The organism is Actinomyces sp. oral taxon 897 (genome assembly GCF_002999235.1).
GTDB lineage: Bacteria > Actinomycetota > Actinomycetes > Actinomycetales > Actinomycetaceae > Actinomyces.
The window spans coordinates 748,879-768,409 of record NZ_CP027236.1 but is presented as its reverse complement, the minus strand read 5'-3'; the positions used below and the strand labels follow the sequence as shown (position 1 = coordinate 768,409).

Annotated in this window: 15 protein-coding genes; 11 read left to right on the top strand and 4 right to left on the bottom strand. The window is 72.3% G+C overall.

Annotated elements, in window-relative coordinates; all coding sequences use genetic code 11:
• Positions 1-33 precede the first annotated feature (33 nt).
• The 7 genes from C3V41_RS03120 to lnt all read left to right on the top strand — a co-directional run bounded on the left by C3V41_RS03120 (position 34) and on the right by lnt (position 8,954).
• On the top strand, positions 34-1,077 hold the full coding sequence (locus C3V41_RS03120) for a helix-turn-helix transcriptional regulator (protein WP_254423659.1): 1,044 nt from the start codon (positions 34-36) through the stop codon (positions 1,075-1,077).
• The gene (locus tag C3V41_RS03115) at positions 1,074-2,102 is read left to right on the top strand and encodes a helix-turn-helix transcriptional regulator (protein ID WP_106109062.1); all 1,029 of its coding nucleotides are present in this window, start codon (positions 1,074-1,076) and stop codon (positions 2,100-2,102) included. Before C3V41_RS03120 ends, C3V41_RS03115 begins: the two co-directional genes overlap by 4 nt.
• 46 nt (positions 2,103-2,148) lie before the next feature.
• The gene (gene tatA / locus C3V41_RS03110) at positions 2,149-2,421 is read left to right on the top strand and encodes a Sec-independent protein translocase subunit TatA (protein WP_106109061.1); all 273 of its coding nucleotides are present in this window, start codon (positions 2,149-2,151) and stop codon (positions 2,419-2,421) included.
• Between the two features lie 78 nt (positions 2,422-2,499).
• Entirely contained in the window at positions 2,500-3,363 is an 864-nt protein-coding gene (gene tatC, locus C3V41_RS03105) for a twin-arginine translocase subunit TatC (protein ID WP_106109060.1), read from the top strand.
• A 29-nt stretch (positions 3,364-3,392) separates the two neighbouring features.
• A complete protein-coding gene (locus C3V41_RS03100) occupies positions 3,393-4,352 on the top strand; it encodes a diacylglycerol/lipid kinase family protein (RefSeq protein ID WP_106109059.1) in 960 nt (319 codons plus the stop codon).
• A 61-nt stretch (positions 4,353-4,413) separates the two neighbouring features.
• On the top strand, positions 4,414-7,284 hold the full coding sequence (locus tag C3V41_RS03095) for a DEAD/DEAH box helicase (RefSeq protein WP_106109058.1): 2,871 nt from the start codon (positions 4,414-4,416) through the stop codon (positions 7,282-7,284).
• Positions 7,281-8,954 carry an apolipoprotein N-acyltransferase gene (lnt, locus tag C3V41_RS03090; protein WP_254423658.1) on the top strand — a complete coding sequence of 558 codons (1,674 nt, stop codon included), beginning with the start codon at positions 7,281-7,283 and terminating at the stop codon, positions 8,952-8,954. Before C3V41_RS03095 ends, lnt begins: the two co-directional genes overlap by 4 nt.
• A gap of 293 nt (positions 8,955-9,247) precedes the next feature.
• Here the strand turns inward: lnt and C3V41_RS03085 are convergent, their stop codons facing one another.
• Positions 9,248-9,604 (bottom strand): RNA polymerase-binding protein RbpA, encoded by a 357-nt coding sequence (locus C3V41_RS03085; protein ID WP_106109057.1) that lies wholly within the window; start codon positions 9,602-9,604, stop codon positions 9,248-9,250.
• 221 nt (positions 9,605-9,825) lie between these two features.
• On the opposite strand from C3V41_RS03085, the gene C3V41_RS03080 reads away from it, so the two are divergent.
• The 3 genes from C3V41_RS03080 to C3V41_RS13025 all read left to right on the top strand — a co-directional run bounded on the left by C3V41_RS03080 (position 9,826) and on the right by C3V41_RS13025 (position 13,083).
• Complete coding sequence (locus tag C3V41_RS03080; protein ID WP_106109056.1) at positions 9,826-10,950, top strand: 6-phosphofructokinase; 1,125 nt, start codon at positions 9,826-9,828, stop codon at positions 10,948-10,950.
• 142 nt (positions 10,951-11,092) lie between these two features.
• Positions 11,093-11,758 (top strand): hypothetical protein, encoded by a 666-nt coding sequence (locus C3V41_RS03075; RefSeq protein WP_106109055.1) that lies wholly within the window; start codon positions 11,093-11,095, stop codon positions 11,756-11,758.
• Between the two features lie 308 nt (positions 11,759-12,066).
• A complete protein-coding gene (locus C3V41_RS13025) occupies positions 12,067-13,083 on the top strand; it encodes a GNAT family N-acetyltransferase (protein ID WP_165271567.1) in 1,017 nt (338 codons plus the stop codon).
• Positions 13,084-14,460: 1,377 nt separating this feature from the next.
• Here the strand turns inward: C3V41_RS13025 and C3V41_RS03065 are convergent.
• From C3V41_RS03065 to C3V41_RS03055, 3 genes are all read right to left on the bottom strand, one after another.
• The gene (locus tag C3V41_RS03065) at positions 14,461-15,228 is read right to left on the bottom strand and encodes a uridine kinase family protein (RefSeq protein WP_254423657.1); all 768 of its coding nucleotides are present in this window, start codon (positions 15,226-15,228) and stop codon (positions 14,461-14,463) included.
• A 399-nt stretch (positions 15,229-15,627) separates the two neighbouring features.
• The gene (locus C3V41_RS03060) at positions 15,628-16,254 is read right to left on the bottom strand and encodes an HAD family hydrolase (protein ID WP_106109054.1); all 627 of its coding nucleotides are present in this window, start codon (positions 16,252-16,254) and stop codon (positions 15,628-15,630) included.
• Between the two features lie 971 nt (positions 16,255-17,225).
• On the bottom strand, positions 17,226-18,089 hold the full coding sequence (locus C3V41_RS03055) for a hypothetical protein (RefSeq protein WP_106109053.1): 864 nt from the start codon (positions 18,087-18,089) through the stop codon (positions 17,226-17,228).
• Between the two features lie 346 nt (positions 18,090-18,435).
• Here C3V41_RS03055 and C3V41_RS03050 point away from each other — a divergent pair, with 346 nt between their 5' ends.
• Positions 18,436-19,443: a LacI family DNA-binding transcriptional regulator gene (locus C3V41_RS03050; RefSeq protein ID WP_106109052.1), complete on the top strand. Its 1,008-nt coding sequence runs from the start codon at positions 18,436-18,438 to the stop codon at positions 19,441-19,443.
• The last annotated feature ends 88 nt before the right edge of the window (positions 19,444-19,531 follow it).

The following is a 19,531-nucleotide window of genomic DNA, read 5'->3' as shown; positions in this document are numbered from 1 at the left end:
CTCTTCCGGCTCCTGCCCGCTAGGCTGTGGGCCGTGAGCCAGACCGTCCCGACCCAGGAGCGCCAGATCAACCTCCTCCTGGCGCTGCGGCACACCCGGGACGGGATGAGGCCCCAGGACGTCATCAGCCAGGTCTCCGGCTACGACGCCACCTCACCGCAGGCCGCCTACCGCATGTTCGAGCGGGACATCGCGGTCCTGCGGGACCTGGGGATCACCCTCGTCGTGACCGGCACGAAGGGCGCCCTGTGCTACCGGGTCCCCCGGGGCGACGCCCTGCCACCGCTGCACCTGGACGCCGCACAGGCCGCGGCCCTGACCCTGGCGGCCTCCGCGTGGAGGGACGGGGACCTGCCCGAGGCCGCCCACCGGGCCCTGACCAAGCTGCGTGCCGTGGCGGAGCCGGGGGCCCCGGACGCCCTGCCCGCCCTGAGCCTGGACCTGGCCGGTCAGCAGGTGCCCACCGCCCTGGCCACCGCCGTCGTCCAGCGCCAGGTGGTCACCTTCGACTACGCCGGCCCCGGGCAGGGGCCCCGGACGCGCCGGGTGGAGCCGCACCGGCTGCACCTGTCAGAGGGGGCCTGGTACCTCCAGGGGGTGGACACCTCGGTGGGGCAGGTACGCCGGTACCGGCTGACACGGATCACGGGGCCGGTCACCCCGGTGGGCCCGCCCGGGGCCTTCACCCCACCGGCCCCGGCGCGCGAGCCGACGGCACTGGTCGCGACCCTGGCCCTGGCCCCCCGTCGGGCGCTGGCCCTGCGGGCCCAGGCCCTGGAGGCGGCCCCCGCCACCGACTGCCCCGGGCAGGGGCCACCGCCGGACGGCACGGGGCGCTGCGGGGCGGCGTTGCACCAGGCGGCGTTGCGGGCCGGGCGGGACGTGGTCAGCGTGCCCTACACCGACCCCCTGGCCTTCGCGGGCCTCCTGGCCTCCTACGGTGAGGGCGTGGTGGTGCTGGCCCCCGCCTGCCTGCGCGCGCAGGTGCTCCAGCACCTGGCCGGGGCCGCCGCCCTGCCGGCAGGGGCCCCGGACCCGGACGGCGCGGGGGCCCTGCCCGGGCGGGGGCGGGTATGACCCGCCAGTCCGCCACCGGGCGCCTGGTCCGACTCCTGGCCCTGCTCACCTGGGTGGCGGACCACGACGGCGTCACCGTCCAGGAGGCGGCCAGCCACTTCCAGGTCAGCCCCGCCACCATCCGCCGGGACGTGGAGACCCTGTGGCTCTCCGGCCTGCCCGGGGGCATGCCCGACGACCTGGTCGACTTCGACGCCACGGCCTGGGAGGCGGGGCGCCTGCGCCTGACCGACTCCCAGGGCCTGGACCACCCGGTACGCCTGACCCCGCAGGAGACCGTCTCCCTCCTGCTGTCCCTGCGGGTCCTGGAGGACCTCCTGGCCTCCGACCCCCACGCCGGTACCGTCATCACCCGGACCAGGCAGGCCCTGGCGGGGGCGCTGGGCGCCGACCCGCACGCCGCCGGGGCCGTGGCCGGGGCGCCAGGCGGGCCAGGCGGGCCCGACCCCGCCGTCCTGGCCGCGGTCCGCCAGGCCATGGACGGGGGCCGCCGCCTGCACCTGGCCTACGTCTCGGCCACCGACCGGCGCACCGAGCGTGACGTGGACCCCCTGGAGCTGGTCAGTAACGGATCCCACCTCACCCTGCGGGCCTGGTGCCTGGACAGCGGGGCGGAGCGCAGCTTCCGCCTGGACCGGGTCCTGGCGGCCAGGGTCCTGGGGGAGCGCTCCCGTCCCCACCGCCTACGACGTCGCCCCGCCGGGGCCAGGCCCACGGCCACGCTGCACCTGCGCCCCACCGGGCGCTGGCTGACCGAGCAGGTCCCGACCCTGCGGACCACCACGAACCCCGACGGCACCATTACGGCGGTGGTGGAGGGGCGTGACGAGGAGTGGCTGGTCGGTCTCGTCCTGTCCGCCGGACGTCACGTCCTGGACGTCCAGCCCCTCGACCTGGCTCATGTCACAGTCCGGCGGGCGAGGGCCGCACTGGCCGCTGACCAGGCCGTTTACCAGGATCTCGCACCTACGCCTGTGGTGGAACAGGACGTTGGGCGTGACGAGGCGGGTCCGCGGGGACGTTAGACTCACGACTACCCGGACCACCACGAGATCACTAGGATGTCGAGCCATGAAGTTCACGCCGACCCACATTATCGTCCTGCTCATCGTCCTCATCCTGGTCTTCGGCAGCACCAAGCTCCCGCAGATCGCCAGCAGCCTGGGCCAGTCGATGAAGGTCTTCAAGAAGGAGATCAAGGAGCTGCGCGACGAGGACACCACGGCCGCCTCCGGCCAGCAGGCCCCGGCCCAGATCCAGCAGCCGGCTGAGGGCACCTACTACACCCAGCCCACGCAGACCGGTCAGGCCGCCCCCCAGCAGCCCACCGAGACCCAGAAGTAAGGCCCCGGCGGCCCTACGCCCGGCGCCCCCGTAGCCCGGGCGCCGCCTGGCTGACCGAAACGCGAGAGGGAGACACCGATGCCCAGACTGCCCAGGGTCTCGAAGGTGCGCCGCAAGGAGAACCCCGAGGCGCGCATGTCCATCGGAGACCACCTGCGCGAGCTGCGTAACCGTCTTCTTGTCTCCGCCGTCGGCGTCCTGGTCATGTCGGTGGTGGGCTACATGCTCTACGACCCGGTCTTCGCCCTCATTACCACCCCCATTACCGAGGCCAACGCCAGGGGCGCCCACCTGTCCATCAACTTCGACACCATCCTGTCCTCCTTCGACATGAGGCTGCGCGTGTCGATCTGGCTGGGCGTCATCCTGTCCTCGCCCCTGTGGGTGTTCCAGTTCTGGGCCTACGTGGGCCCGGGCATGACCCGCAAGGAGAAGCGCTACGCCTGGGCCTACGGGACCGTCGGGGTGGTCCTGTTCACCGCCGGGGCGGCGCTGGGCATGTGGGTCATGCCCCACGCGGTGGTCATCCTGACGAACTTCATCCCCACGGATGTAGGAACCGGGTTCATCCAGGCCAGTCTCTACCTGTCCTTCATTATGAGACTGGTCCTGGTCTTCGGCGCGGCCTTCCTGCTGCCCGAGCTGCTGGTGGCGCTCAACAGCCTGGGCCTCATGCGCGGCACCACCATGATCAAGGGCTGGCGCTGGGCCGTGGTCATCATCTTCACCTTTATGGCGTTCGCCAACCCGCTCCCCGACCCCTGGTCCATGATCTTTATGGCCGTGCCCGTCACCGGCCTGTACTTCCTGGCCTGCTTTATCGCCATCCGCCACGACAAGCGCGTGGACAGGAAGCGCGCCGCCTTTGAGGCCGAGCTCGACGCCGCCCTGAGCTCCGAGGGCCCCGCCGCCCTCGCCCCGCCCTCCCAGCCGCAGGGCTGAGCGGACCAGTACGAGACACCCGCCCCACCATGCGTATCGTCCTGCTGAGCAACCCCACCTCCCGGCACGGCCGCCACAGCGGTGCGGCCGACGCCGCTGTGGCCGCCCTGGAGGACGCGGGCCACGAGGTGCTGGTGGCCACCTCCACCGGCTACGAGGCCACCCGCCGTAGGGCCGTCGCGCTCCTTACCGACATGGGCCACCGGCCCGACGCCCTGGTCGTGGTGGGCGGCGACGGCATGATCCACCTGGGCCTGGGCGTCGTCGCCCGCACCGGCGTGCCCCTGGGCGTGGTGGCCGTGGGCACCGGCAACGACATCGCCCGCCACTTCGGGCTGCCGGTCGGCGACGTGGGTGCCAGCGTGTCCATTGTCAACCACGCCCTGGCTGGCACCGGGCGCGTCCTGGCGGTGGACGCCATCCACGCCGCCCGCCCCGACGGCACCCCGGTGCAGGCGTGCCACCAGTGGTCCATGGCCACCGTGGGGGCCGGTATCGAGGCGGCCGTCAACGCCCGCGCCAACACCCTGCCCTGGCCCTCCGGGGAGAGCCGCTACACCGTGGCCGCCCTGGAGGAGATCGTCCGGCTGGCGCCCTACGGCTACCGGCTCACCACCGACTCCGGCACCTGGACCGGGGCGGCCCTGCTGGTCAGCGCCGCCAACACCCGGTACATCGGCGGCGGCATGGACCTGGCGCCCCAGGCCGACCCCACCGACGGCCTCCTGGAGGTCGTCCGGCTGGACCCCTGCGGGCGCCTGAGCGTCCTGGCCCTCCTCCGCCGGGTCTTCGCGGGGACCCACGTGGGCCGCCCGGGGGTCCACGTGGAGCGCAGCCGGAGCCTGACCATCGAGCCCTGGCCGGACGACGGTGCCGGCGGCTGGCTGCGTGACCCGCCCCACCCCTACGCCGACGGTGAGCGCCTGGCCAGCCTGCCCCTGCACCTGGAGGCGGTACCGCAGGCGGTAGGCCTCCTGCTGCCCGCCTGAGCGGGCCCGGTGAGACGGGCCCCTGGTGCCCGGGCGCACCATCACGGGTAGTCTTGCCCCTATGCCGTCAGCCGCAGAGCGCTACGCCGCCGCACGCCGTCGTCAGGCCGCCGCCAACAGTGAGCTGTCACGCTTTGCCACCAGCTACGACTTCCCCTTCGACGACTTCCAGGTCCAGGGCTGCCAGGCCCTGGAGCGCGGTGAGGGCGTGCTCGTGGCCGCCCCCACCGGCGCGGGCAAGACGATCGTGGGGGAGTTCGCCGTCCACCTGGGGCTGGTCAGGGGGCTCAAGACCTTCTACACCACCCCCATTAAGGCCCTGTCCAACCAGAAGTACCTCGACCTCGCGGCCCGCTACGGGCAGGAGGCCGTGGGCCTGCTGACCGGCGACACCTCCGTCAACCCCCACGCCCAGGTCGTGGTCATGACCACCGAGGTGCTGCGCAATATGCTCTACTCGGGCTCACGCAGCCTGGAGGGGCTCGGCTTCGTGGTCATGGACGAGGTCCACTACCTGGCCGACCGCTTCCGCGGCCCCGTGTGGGAGGAGGTCATTATCCACCTGGACCCCGCCGTCCAGGTGGTCTCCCTGTCCGCCACCGTGTCCAACGCCGAGGAGTTCGGCGACTGGCTGGGCCAGGTGCGCGGCACCACGGCCGTGGTCGTCTCCGAGCACCGCCCCGTCCCCCTGACCCAGCACATAATGGTGGGCCGCCACCTCATGGACCTCTACGCCGCGGAGCCGCCCGGGCCCACCGGATCGCCCGACACGGACACGGGCACCCCGCCGCTCAACCCCGACCTGGTCAGGGCCGTCAAGAACGCCCGCCGAGCCGCCGCCAGTGAGCAGACGGCCCGGTCCCAGACCTGGAGGCGTGGCCGCCGGACCACGTGGCCCGCCCCGGCCGGCGCCCGGGCGGCCCGGCTCCGTCCCCCCTCGCGCACCACCGTCATTAGCGTCCTGGACCAGGCCCACCTGCTGCCGGCCATCGTCTTCGTCTTCTCGCGCAACGGGTGCGAGCAGGCCGTCCGCCAGGTGGTGGCCGGGGGAGCGGACCTGACCACCAGGGCCCAGGCCCGGCAGATCGAGGAGGTCATCGAGCGGCGCACCGCCGCGGTACCCGAGGGCGACCTGGCCGTCCTGGGCTTCCACTCCTGGGCGCACGCCCTCCAGCGGGGCGTGGCCGCCCACCACGCCGGGCTCCTGCCGGTGTTCAAGGAGACGGTCGAGGAGCTCTTCAGCGCCGGGCTGGTCAAGGTCGTCTACGCCACCGAGACCCTGGCCCTGGGCATTAACATGCCGGCACGCACGGTGGTCCTGGAGTCCCTGCGCAAGTGGAACGGCTCCGGGCACGTCCAGCTCACCCCGGGGGAGTACACCCAGCTCACCGGGCGGGCGGGACGCCGGGGGATCGACACCCAGGGGCACGCCGTCGTCCTGGCCGCCGACCAGGTGGAGCCCCAGGTCGTGGCCTCCCTGGCCTCCAGGCGCACCTACCCCCTGGTCTCGGCCTTCCGGCCCACCTACAACATGGCCGTCAACCTCCTGGGACGCACCTCCCGGGCCCGGGCCCGGGAGGTCCTGGAGTCCTCCTTCGCCCAGTTCCAGGCCGACCGGGGCGTGGTCGAGCTCGCCGCCCAGGCGCGCCGGGCCCGCCAGGGGCTGGCCGCCCTGGAGAGGCAGATGGAGTGCAGCCACGGGGACTTCCGGGAGTACGCCATGCTGCGCCAGCGCCTGGGGGAGGTGCAGGCCGAGCTGGCCCGCGCCAACCGGGAGGGGCGTCGCAGTAACGCACGTCACTCCATGGAGTCCCTGCGCCGCGGTGACGTCGTGGTCTACCCCCGGGGCCGACGCCGCCGCCACGGCGTGGTCCTGGGCACCGGCACCGACCAGACCGGGGTCCCCCTCCTGGAGGTCCTGGGGGAGGACTCCCGCCTGGTGACCCTCACCCCGGACACCGCGCCCGACGGCGTCGTGAGGGTCGGGGCCCTCACGGTGGCCGACACCGTGGACCCCCGTCGCCCCCGTCAGCGGGACCGTCTGGTGCGTCGCCTGGTGGACGCCATCCGCTCAGGCGACCTGGCCCAGGACGGGCGCCGTCGACGGCGCACCCGGGCAGGGGAGCAGGCGGAGGACGGGACCGGCACCGACGTGGGCCAGGTCCAGGCGCTGTGCCACGAGCTGCGCAACCACCCCTGCCACGCCTGCCCGGACAGGGAGGAGCACGCCCGCGTCGGCCGCAGGTGGGCCAAGGCCCTGGTCACCTCCGAACGGCTCCAGGAGCGTATCCAGGCGCGCACGGGCACCATCGCCCGGCTCTTCGAGGCCGTCTGCGAGGTCCTGACCGCCCTGGGCTACCTGGAGCCCGTGGACCGGGGGCACCCTGAGCGTGAGCTGCGGGTCACCGCGGCCGGACGGGTCCTGTCGCGGGTCTACGCCGAGCGGGACCTGCTCATCGCCCAGTGCCTGCGGGAGGGGCTGTGGGAGGACCTGGGACCGGCCGAGCTGGCGGGCGCCGTGAGCGCCTGCGTCTACGAGCCGCGCGCAGCCGTGCGCTCCGTGGGCCCGGCCGTGTCCCCGGGCTCGCGCCTGGGGGAGGTCCTGCGCGCCGAGCTGGACCTGTCACGCAGGATCCACGACCTGGAGTCCCTGGCGCAGATCGAGTCCTCCTCGGGTGCCGAGCCCGCCCTGGCCGGGGCGGTCCTGACCTGGGCGCAGGGGGCCCACCTGGCCCAGGTCCTGGAGGACAGCGACCTGACGGCCGGGGACTTCGTGCGCTGGTGCAAGCAGCTGCTTGACGTCCTGGGGCAGATCTCGGCCCTGGAACCCGCCCTCGCGGAGCAGGACACCGCCCTGGCCGTCCTGGCCCACGGCGCCGCCCAGGCCAGCAGCGCGGTCAACCGGGGGGTCCTGGCGTGGTCGGCCCTGTGAGCCGACCGGCCGCGCGGCGGGCGGCCGCCGTCCGCCACCGGCTCGGCCTGCTCCTGGCGGCGGTCGGCAGCGGCCTGCTCATGGACGCGGCCTTCGCGCCGTTGTCCTGGTGGTGGGCCGCCCCGCTGGGGGTGGCGGGGCTGGTGACCGTGCTGTACGGACGCCGGGTGCGCGCGGGCGTGGTGCTGGGGCTGGTCCACGGGCTCGGGTTCTTCACCCCGCTGCTGCACTTCACCGCCGTGTCCATGGGCAACGTCGTGGGCTGGCTGGCGGTGACCGTGGTGGAGTCCCTCTACCTGGCGGCCCTGGGCGGGGCCTGGGCGGTGGCACAGCGCCTCGTCCCCGGTCCTGGTGCCCGGTGGCGGGGCCCGGCCGTCCGGGCCGTGTGCTTCCCGGTCCTGTGGGTGGCCGTGGAGGAGGTGCGCTCCTCCTGGCCCTGGGGAGGTCTTCCCTTCGGGCGGCTGGCCTTCGCCATGGCCGACGCGCCCGTCCTCCCGCTGGCGTCCCTGGCCGGGAGCACGGGGCTGGGGCTCCTGGTGGCCCTCACGGGCGCGGTGCTGGCGGAGGGGATCCGGGCGCTGCGCGACGGGCGGCGTGCCACGACGCTGGTCTGCGCGACCGCCGCCTGCGCCCTGACCGTCTCCCCGGCGTTCGTGGGCCTGCCGGAGCGGGCCGAGGACGGCACCATCCGCGTCGCCGCCGTCCAGGGCAACGTGGCCGGGGACGCCCAAGACGCCTACTCACGGGCCCTGGAGGTCACCCGCAACCACGTCCTGGCTACCGTGGAGCTCGCCGCCAGCGGCTCCGCCACCGGGGTGGACCTGGTCATCTGGCCCGAGAACGCCGCTGACCGCGACCCGCGCCAGGACCGGGTCACCGCCGTCCTGGTGGAGCGCGCCGCCCAGGCCGTCGGGGTCCCGGTCCTGGTGGGCGCCATCGCCTTCGCCGACCGCCCGGAGGGGATGAGCGGGGTGACGGGGCGGGTCCGCTACAACGACATGGTGGTGTGGACCCCGGGCAGCGGGGCGGGCCAGGTCTACACCAAGCACCGGCCGGTGGCCTTCGGCGAGTTCGTCCCGCTGCGCCGCCTCATTCGAGCGGTCAGCGGGCAGGTGGACCGGATCGGCTCGGACCTGCTGCCCGGCAGCGGGGGCCACACGCTCACCGTCCGCACCCGTGACGGCCGTGACGTGCCCCTGGCCGTGGGGATCTGCTTCGAGGTGGCCTACGACGACGTGCTGCGCGCGGGCGTGCGCCAGGGCGGGGAGGTCATTGTGGTCCCCACGAACAACGCCTCTTTCATAGGCTCCAGCGAGGCCGCCCAGCAGCTGGCCCAGGGCCGGGTCCAGGCGGTGACGCACGGCCGGGCCGTGGTCCAGGTCTCGACCGTGGGGGTCACCGCGGTCATTAGCCCCCGGGGCGTGGTCACCCAGGAGGCCCGGCCCTACACCCGTGCGTACCTGGTGGCCGACGTGCCCCTGCGCCGGGGGCTGAGCGTGGCCGACCGCCTGGGGCCCTGGCCCGCACGGGTCGTCCTGGCCGCCGCCACTATCCTGGTCCTGGCAGGTGCTGCCCCGGTCCTGACAGGTGCGATCCCGGCCCGAGCAGGTGCTGTCCCGGTCCGGGCGGGCGCCGTCTCCGCCGGGGCCAGCCGTCCCACCCGAGCGTGAGAACGGTACTTATTCGTCGCGAGAACGGTACTTGTTTGTCGTGAGAACGGTACTTATTGCTCGCGAGAACGGGTTACGGGCCGACTCCGCACCGGTGCGCAGCCTGCTGGGCCCCTGCCGGGCGGGCGGTCAGCCCCTGACCTGCGGCTGCCGCCCTCTGACTCCGGACGCCGGCTTTAAGGCGGGCTGGCCCTGACCCCAGCCCCAGCAGCCCCGACCCCGACGTCGGACTGGCGGCGGATCTCCGGCCGCCGGCAGGCGCGATCGGCTGGCCCGGGCCGCGGCGTCGGGGCTCAGAAGCGTTCCCGGTAGATCTCCCCGCTGCGCAGCATGGTCAGACGCTCCTCCAGCAGGACCTTGAGCTCGTCGACGCTGCGCCGCTCCAGGAGCATGTCCCAGTGGGTGCGCGGCGCCTTCTTGGGCTCGTCGCCCTCAGGCTCCTCGGACTCGCCGCGGCGGGCCGCCGCCTGCCCGCACTCGGGGCACTCCCAGGTGGGTGGGACCTCCGCCTCCTTGGCCATGGGAATGGTGGTCGTGTGCCCCAGCGGGCACTCGTAGGTGACAGTGATCCGCTCAGCGAACTCGACGCCCTCCTCGGACTCCATCGACTTGGCGCCGATCGTCATCCCCCGTAGCGCGCGGTCTGCCATGCTGTGCCTTCCCTCGTGGCTCTCGTCGGCCCCTGGCCGGTAGTTGCAACACTGCGACGCCCGGGACTGTTCCCGCGCCCGCGCAGCGACGCACCATTGTACCGTCCGCACCGGGCCCGGGCCCACCGTCGTCGGTCCGGCACCAGGAACGGCGCAAGAGGGTGCACCCGGTTTGTCCCACCACGCCCCCTGGCGGGCCTGTGACCTCTATCCTAGGTGCTATGGCAACCAAACGCATCGGCATCCTGACCGCGGGCGGCGACGCCCCTGGACTCAACGCGGCGATCCGCGGATTCGGCAAGGCCGCGATCCAGGACCACGGCTGGAGCCTCATCGGCTTCCGGGACGGTATGCGGGGCCTGGCGGAGAACCGCTTCACCGTGCTGGACGGCGCGGCCCTGTCCGGCATCCTGACCACCGGCGGAACCATGCTGGGCACCAGCCGGGACAAGGTCCACCGCATGGTGGTCGACGGCCAGGCCCGCGACATGATCCCCACCATCGTGGAGAACTACGAGAAGAACGAGCTGGACGCCCTGGTCTGCCTGGGCGGCGGCGGTACCGCCAAGAACGCCAAGCGCCTCATGGACGCCGGTCTCAACGTCGTGCACCTGCCCAAGACCATTGACAACGACATCGTCGAGACGGACACGTCCTTCGGCTTCGCCACCGCCCTGGAGATCGCCACCGAGGCGGTGGACCGCCTGCACTCCACGGCCCACTCCCACCACCGGATCATCCTCACCGAGATCATGGGGCACCGTGCCGGCTGGCTGGCGCTGGGCGCGGGCATCGCCGGAGGGGCCGACGTCATCCTCCTGCCGGAGATCCCCTACTCGGTGGAGGCGATCGCCGAGCGGATCGAGCAGCGCCGCTCACGCGGCTCCACCTTCTCCGTGGTGGCCGTGGCCGAGGGCGCGCTGAGCGTGGTCGACCGCGAGGAGATCACCCACGCCGAGGCCCTGGTCAAGGACGCCTCCTCCCCGGAGGCCAAGGCCGCGGCCAAGCGTGGCGTCAAGCGCCTGGAGGCCTCGCACCGTGCCAACACCTTCACCCTGGCCGAGCAGCTGGAGGCGGCCACCGGCCTGGAGGCGCGCGTGTCGATCCTCGGCTACGTCCAGCGCGGCGGCACCCCCTGCGGGGCCGACCGGCTCCTGGGCACGCGCCTGGGAGTGGCCGGCGCCGACGCCATCGCGGACGGCAGCTTCGGGGTCATGGTGGGTGACCGCGGTAACGGCACCGAGCTCGTGCCCCTCAAGGAGGTCGCTGGCAAGGTCAAGTACGTGCCCCGCGACCACGAGTGGATCCAGGCGGCCCGCTCCGTGGGCACCGCCCTGGGCGACTGATGCCTCCCGGGCCGGGAGCACCCCGAGGGCGCCCCACGTGCACCTGGTTTGCGACGGGCGCCACGTCTGGGCCCGGAGGCACGGTCCTGGCCGACGCCGACCGCGGCCGCCCCGAGACCCTCCGGCCCCCGGGCGGTCCCAGGTGACGGCGGCCCGCCCGGGGGCCGGGGTCCACCTTGCCGACGGGGCCCGCCTGCGCCGCTGGCCGGGCCCGGTGCCCGACGAGCCGGCGGGTCTGTGCCTGGTCGTCCCGGGCCGGGGCTACCCGGCCACCATGCCGCTGCTGTTCTGGCCGGCCACCGCGCTCGTGGAGGACGGTTGGGCGGTGACGGTCCTGGAGTGGGGCACGCCGCCTACTGATCCCGCCGCGCTCGAGGCCCTCGCCGAGGCCGCCCTGTCCCGCGCGCTGGAGGCGCCTCTCAAGCAGGCTGACGTCCCGCTGCTCCTGGTGGCCAAGTCCCTGGGGACCCGCCTGGCCCCGTGGGCGGGCCGTCACGAGGTGGCCGGGGTGTGGCTCACGCCCCTGCTCGACGACGCCCGGGTCAGGCGGGCCATTGAGACCTACCCGGCCCCCGGCCTCGTCGTCGGCGGGACGGACGACCCCCACTGGGACGGCGGCCCCGCCCTCACCCCGGTGGCGGCAGGCGTGCAGGTCTGGGCGGTCCCCGGTGCTAACCACTCGCTGCAGGTGCCCTCCTGGCGCGCCTCGGTACGCACCCAGTGCGAGGTCACCGACCGCGTCCTGGCGCTGGCGCGCGGGCTGCCCGCCGGGCGCGCCCCCAGCGGCCCAGGCACGCGGGTGTCCTGAACTGGCACGCAGCTCACCGGCCCCGGCCCCGCGCTGGCGGGCGCTCGGCCCCGGCCCTGGTTGTTGGGCGCCCGGCCACGCTGATTCTGCCCGACCCGAGCTTGGAGACCCCGCCCCGCGCTGGCGGGGGAGTAGCGGTGTACGTCGTCACGGGCCCGGATGCCGAGCCGTAGGCCCCGTGCCCACGGGCACATCCTTCACTTATGGCCGAGCGTGAGCAGGCCCCGGGGGAGTGGCACCACTTTCCGGCTGGGTGTCGGGCCGGGATGGAGGAACCTGCGCAGGAGCCTACTGTATAGTACCCGCGTGTGATCCCTCTAACTACTGAGCGGCTGCGGCTGCGTGCCTTTGCGCCCGGTGACCTCGAGTTCGTGCGCCGTCTGCACGCCAACCCGGATCTGGTCCGCTTCATCCCGTCGGCCACCACCCCCGACGAGGCGACGGCACGCAGGCGCCTGGGGCGCTTTATGAGCCTGGTGGACCATCCCGTCCAGGGCTTCAGCCTCATTGAGCTGCGCGACGGAGGCGGAGGTGGCGGGCGGACGGCACCGGGGACCGCCGTCGGGCTCGTCCTGGTCAAGCCGATTCCGTCCTCGGACGGGGCAGAGGCCAGCGTGCTGGAGATCGGCTGGAGGCAGGTGGCCGAGCACTGCGGGCACGGCTATGTCACCGAGGCGGCGCGGGCCGTCCTGGACGCCGTGCACGCCGCCGGGGTGGAGCAGGTCGTGGCCGTCACCGACCCGGAGAACCTCGCCTCGCAGCGCGTGGCCGAGCGCATCGGCATGGAACGCCTCGGCCTGAGCCGGGACTTCTACGGCGCCCGGCTGGTGCTGTTCCGCTCCTTCGATGCCGGCCGTGGCGCGGGCTGGCTGCCGGCGGGCTGGGAGCTGCTCGACGTGGGGGAGTACGCCTTCCCGGGGCCGTCGCGCGACCGGCTGGTGGCGGCGGTCCTGGCAGGCGGCAAGCGCACGACGACGGCGCTGCTGGCCGAGTACGAGGCGGGCTCCGAGCTCCTGCCGGCCCCCGGCCGCCGCGAGCTCGTCGTCGACTCCGCCGGGACGCCCGTGTGCGTCACCGAGGACGTGGCTGTCGACGTCATCCGCCTGGGTGAGGTCACCCTGGAGCACGCCGTGGCCGAGGGGGAGGGGCACACGGATCTGGTCGGGTGGCGTACGGCCCATGAGCGCTTCTGGACGGGGCCCGACTACCGGGGGTGGTTCACCGTGCGCGGCACCGAGCCCCCCGACGTCGACGACGACACGCTCGTGGTGTGCACGCGCTTTGAGGTCGTCGCCCGGCGCCCCGGGCGGGAGGGCGGGCGGTAGCCCGTCGCCGTCTCTCGCCCGTCGGTGGGATCGTGCCGACCACGGTGGAGCCCCGGCGCTCGTGCAGGCGGGCAGGTAGGGTGCCCGCCCCGATGACGGCGATCATGGTCCGGTCGCCTGGTGCGAGGCCCCGGTGGGTGCAGTCAGGGGCCTGTCGCAGGCCCTAGTCCTGAGGTGTGGGTGCTGGGGTGTGGGTGGCAGGCCGCGTTGCCACCTGGTCCGGGGCCTGCCCCGGAGTGAGGAGGGGAGAGTATGTGCGGCCCCGGCGGTGGCGAGCGGACGGTTCTGTCGCAATCTGAGGATCAGAGCCGACCCCACCCTGCACAACTCTTTGTACACCCAATGTCCACGCAGGTCAGGAGCCTGGGCCTCGACGCGGTCAAGGGTGGCCCTCGTTCTGATCCTCAGATTGCGACACGTGCACGAAACCGGGCCAGCAGACAGGCGGTAGACCATCCAGAGAACTGCATAGAACCACCCGAATCCCGCGCCACGAGCAATCAGGGACCCCCGCCCCCGCAAACCAATCGTGTTTTACTCACGCCATAGCGGTGCGAGGTACTCCCTGACCGAGAGCCAGACCGCCTACATCATCAGCCTACTCGAGTCTTAATGCACCTAACGGTGCGGGGTGGTCCCTGACCCTGCTCCTGGGAGCCGCGTGGTTGCAACGTTTCCAGGGACTGGATCGCCACCGGTCTGTGGGGGGCCTTCCGGGAGCGGCCGGAACAAACCTATTTTTACCACCTTTCGTTGGTATGACGCCACTCGCCACAGACGGCCCCCGGGAGCGGATCCGGCGCCGGCTTTGGACGAGACCATGCGGAAAAGTGGCGGTCAAGAGGGGTGTCCCGCACCACATCGATGGTGACCAAGACCACAAGTCTGGCTGGCCTCAACCCCGCGAGCACCCGCCCCACGCCCTCTCCGCCCACCAAGATCCCCTCCGATACAGGCCCCGTCGTCGATTACAGGCGCCGTGCCGTAGACCTCCACCCGTCTCGCACACGACGCGCGCAATGAGGCGGCGACGGACCACGTCACTGGACCCCCTATAACACCAAAACAAAACCTAAATCCTGGACCTATTTGTCCGAGGCAGGCCGGGAGACAGGGGAAAACCCTTCAAAATAGTAGCACGCTGCCCCCACCCGCACCAGCGGGACCAGGGGACGTCCCGCACAATGAGTCCCTGTTCCGTTCACGCTATTGCGTATGAGGGACCCCGTCGTCGAGCTGTCCGGTAAAAAGGCGGTATCGTCAGCCGGAGACGTCAGGGAGTCAAGGGGCGTCTTCGGGCTCGCACTGGTTGAGCTGGTCGCAGGCGGGGGAGGAGCGGCTGAGCAGAGAACAACTGGGACGCGCGGGACCGCCAGGTCATTCACCCGTCGTACCAGGCCTGGGGCCAGCCGGTCCGGCAGGGCCGAGAGGCCCGCGGACCCAGGCGACCTCGCGATCGGCCAGGCTCTGGGGGTCCTGTCCCGCGACAATGACGTCGGCACGCTCCCAGGGACGGTCCACGGCGAAGAAGGCTCGCTCAGCCGCCATCCACTGGTGCCAGAAACGCACCGACTCCTGGGCGTCACCATTCACGCCCTCGGCGATGTCGCGCCTGATCCCGCGCTGCTTGGCGACGTCGTCACCGGTCTGGACCCACACGTGGGCGTCAATCAGGCCGTTGACGGCGCGCATGCCCGCCCCGCTGCCCTCCACGATGACCAGCGGACAGGAAGAGATATTGATCGACCCCTCCACATGGTGGGCCTGCCAGGCCGGGGGCACAAGGTCGAGGACACCGGTCTGACGCAGCTCGGTCAGTGCGGCCACAAGCAGGTAGTCCCACTGGTAGAAGGGCTCGTTCCAGGCCAGGTCGTCAATGCACAGGACCTGGGCACTGGGGTAGAGGGCCGTGATCGCTCTGGTGAGGGTGGTCTTGCCCGCTCCGCCGCGCCCGTCGACGGCAAAGACCGCAGGATGATAAGGAAGGTCGTCAAGTGGACCGACCAGGTCGAGCAGGTGACTGATGAGGGTGGGCAGAGTGGTGACGTCCCAGGTGGTCACCGCGGGCTCCTCGGGCTGGAGGGCCACCGGCAGTCGCGCTGGCAGGGTGCGTACAGGTCGGCGGCTGGCCGGGCTGGTGGTCACGGGACCTCCTTAAAGTGGTGGAGGCAAGCCTACCCGGCCGGCAGGGGGTGAGGACCCGGAGCTGCACATTCTTTTTACAATGCCCGAACATAAAACGTTGCAACCACACGGATCCGTGCGGTGGAGCGGGGACGGGAACCAGGATGAATGTGCAACGGCGCCGGAGTTGCACATTCATCCTGGTTCCCGTCCCCGCCTGGAGGCACAAAACGTTGGAATCACGCCACCGGCCGGTCAGCGACCCCCGGATGAATGTGCAACTGACCGCTCGGTAGGGTGGGGGAGGGGACTCCCCCCGGGCGCAGACGGACGTGCGCCCGGCGCCCGCGCGGACGCCAGCTCGGTTGAGACGACTTCTGACCCAAGGTGGGCCCGGCCGGCGCAGACGCCGCCCCTGGGTCAGAAGCAGGGGATGAGGTCGCGCAGGTCGGCGACCACGTTCAGGTCCTGCTCCACCCTGTCCAGGGCCAGGACCGTTCCGGGGCGCACCAGCAGCACTGCCGGCATGCCCGCCGCCGCCGCGGCGCTGGCGTCAATGACGCGGTCGCCCACGCACAGCACGCTGGCGGGATCCAGGTCGTGACGCCGGGCCAGCAGGAGGTTCATCTCCGGGCTGGGCTTGCGTGCCAGCCCGTCGGGTGCGCAGACCATGTCGTCCAGGTCGAGCCCGAGCACGGTGACCAGCATGGTGGCGCTGGCCCGGTCCCGGTGGGTGGCCACCATATTGAGCCCGCCCTTCTCCCACACGCGGGCCATGAGCTCGCGGGCGCCGTCCATAACAGGGGCGGGGCGGGTGCGCCACCGCGTCTTGAGATCCTCCAGGGCCTGCTCCAGGTCCTTAGGCGCGACGCCGCGGGCGGCGGACAGGGTCGTCACGGCGTGGGCGGTCGAGACGTGCGTCAGGGAGCCCGTGTACCGCAGGTGCTCGGGGGCGGTGTCCCCGTAGGCGGCCCGGCACAGGGCGGCCACGACCCCCGGGTAGGTGTCAATGAGGGTGCCACCCATGTCCCAGATAATGTGCTTCATGCCACCATTATCCCGGACGGGGACGATCCTGTCAGCCCCACCAGAGGGTTTCCCCGAGGCCCGGGCCAGCCGCGACCGCAGACCGACGTCGCAGGGCTACCGAGCACCCGGGTTCATGGCGGCGTCCTCGGGCCGTGCAGCTGCCCAGCCAGGCGAACACGCATCCAGGCGCTACCGTCCCCGGATCCTGCCCGGGCAGGCGCCCGCCTACGCGAACACTGTTCTCGTAGGCGGGCCCCAAAGCGCGCGCCACCTAGGGCGGAGGAGGAAAGGAGGACAAGTACACAGGTGGGGTCCGGAGTGTTCGCGCCCACATATCACTATCGCCGATAATGGACATTATGTCATTCTGTCGGCGGCGGCGCAGCTCCTGCCCCTTCCTCCCTCAAAGCGCCTCTGACCTGCGAGGACGCTCCTGCCTGGGGTGCGCAGGAAATCGGATCCTATATAGTCCCCGCAAAAGAGGAACCGGTCCCCCAATTGATGCCCGGACGCTCGTAAGAACCGGTGCCCGACTGGTGCGCAAAGGCGTCGCCCACCTGGCCGCCACGTCCCTGCGACCGCGGAAATACAGGGAAATACGGCGGAGTACGGCACGGCGCAAGGACGCCCGGGACCGGCCGGGCGCCCGGAGCGACACCGCTGACAGCGGGCGCCCATCCGACAGGACGGCCCAGGATCGGCGCGGCGACGTTCTCACAGCGGCCCTGAGATCGCGGTCCCGCGACGACAGCGCCACGGGATCGCGCCCGCGGCGCTGACAGGGCCGCTGACAGCAGGCGCCCTGGGCACCGCCCCGCCTGCCCCGGCGCGCCACGGAGGGGTCGAAAATGACATAAGCACTCTCCCGGGCGAGCCCTACCCAGGAGCAGCTCGTGGGTGGTCCGGACTGTGAGCTGAAGACACGGCGGGTCCCGCCCCTAGGAGCAGCGGTGCGGGTGGCCCTACGCCGGTGCCGGAGCGAGCCCCCGCTAGGAGCAGCTGCTGGTCAGCCTGGGGCTGGCCACGATGACCGGGTTGACGTGCCTCTCGGTGGCCCCGGCCTCGGCGACGTCGGCGTCGGTGGCGGCCTGGACCACCATGAGGACGAGGACCTCCTCATTGGCCGCGGGCGTGTACTGCGCCACGAGCGTGGACGTGGTCGGCGCGCTGCCGTGCGCGGTCAGGGCCTCGGCGGTCGAGCCGAGCCAGGCCCCCGCGCTCAGGGGGGCGTCGGAGTAGCGCGCCGGCCTGAGCGCGGCCGGGACGAACCCGACCGTCAGCCGCAGGTTGCGCTGCTCGATGTAGCCGGTCCACACCTCCGCCTGGAAGGTGTAGGTGCACCCCGCACCCAGCTTCTGCGTCTGGGACATGAGCGTGGTCCGTGACGTGGCCCCGCTCCCCTTGGGGTCCCCGGTGAAGGCGAGGTAGGGTCCGGGCAGGCTGGGTGAGACGCTCCCGCCCGCCGGGTCGGTCAGGACCAGGGGGTTCTTGATCCCCGGGGTCTCGGGCCTGCCCCAGGCGTCGGCGTCGTGGTAGCGCAGCAGCCAGCCCCAGCTGCTGAGCCTGGGCTGTCCCGCGTAGACCGGGGTGTCCACGTAGGTGGAGTTGTCGGTGGCCATCCAGGTCCACCTGTCGACCCCTCCCACCCACGGCCGCCGGATCACGCCGCTGCCCAGGCGCCTGGCCTCCATCCCGGTCCCCGGCTGGAAGGAGACGTCGGTTATGCGCTCGGTGTAGCTGACGGCCATGACCGGGGCCGCCGCCGCCAGGGCGATCGTCGGTACGGACCAGGCGAGTCCCTGGGCGACCCTGCGCCGACTGGGCTCCGGGACAGGGTGGGCTGAGGATGCCATGGCTGCGAACACCTTTGTCTGCTACGAGCGACTGATAGCAATGACCATAGCAAGAAGGGTGCGGGCCCGCAAAGATCCTTAGGTCCTTCCTACCTGCGGCACCGCTCCCGGGGGCACTCCCCACCCGCCCCTCCCCCGGCGTACAGTGGCCGGTGCGCCCACTCCCCCGCAGGCCTTGGCCGCGGCGCCCGGACCTGACCACCGGGCGCTCGGGGCCAGGGCGGCGACACGGGTCGGCCGCGGTCCCCTGGGTCTGCCGACCCGCTCCCCGGTCCCAGGTGGGCACGGGCGTCCGGGCTGGTAGGCGTATGCTCAGCCCTGTCATCAGACGATCGAAGGAGATGCGATGCCGGCCCGCCGTGAACCCACTCTCGCGGACGTCGCCGAGCGTGCGGGCGTCTCCCTGACCACCGTCTCCCGGGTGCTGAACAACCGCGGCTACCTGAGCCAGTACACCCGGGACCGGGTCGCCTCGGCCATTAAGGAGCTGGGCTACCGGCCCAACCAGGTGGCGCGGGCGCTGCACGGCATGTCCACCAACACCGTCGGGGTCATTATGCCCACCACGTCCCTGCCCTTCTTCGGCGAGCTGGTGGCCGGGCTTGAGAGCACCCTGGCCGAGGCCGGCTACCGCACCCTGCTGTGCAACTCCATGGGACGGGTGGACCGGGAGCGGGAGTACCTGGACCTCCTCATCGCCCAGCGGGTGGACGGCATTATCTCCGGGGCCCACAACGAGATGCAGATGGACTACGACACGGTGCGAATGCCCCTGGTGACGATCGACCGTGACCTATCCCCCACCATCCCCAATATCCGGGCCGACAACCTGGCGGGCGGACGCCTGGCCACCGAGCACCTCCTGGCACGCGGGCGCACCCGACCCGCGATCCTGACCTCGCGCACCGGGCCGCACAACCTACGTGAGGCTGGCTACCGCGCGGTCCTGGCCGAGCACAGCATCCAGCCCGTGCTCCTGACGGTGGAGTTCCACACCCCGGACTCCATGCGCTACGGGCTGGTCAGCTCCCAGCTCGACGCCGTCGCCCAGGAGATCGACTCCGTGTTCGCCACCGACGACCTCGCTGCCGCCGCCGTCCTGGAGTGGGCCTACCAGCACGGCAGGCGCGTGCCGGAGGACTTCGCGGTGGTGGGCTTTGACGGCACCAGCGCCGTGCGCCGCGCGCTGCCGGGACTGACCACCATCCAGCAGCCGATCGCCCAGATCGCCCGGGCGGCCGTCAGCCAGCTCCTGGAGCAGGTGCGCGCCTACGCCGACGGGCAGGAGGTCCGCACCAAGCCCACCCGCGCCACCGAGCTGCCCATTACCCTCCTGGAGGGGCGCACCGCCTAGGCAAGCCCCTGCCGGGCCTGGGCAGGGGCGCACCCGGCCGGGCACCGCCTGAGCCCCTGCCGGCCGACCGCCGCGGGGATCCGTGGAC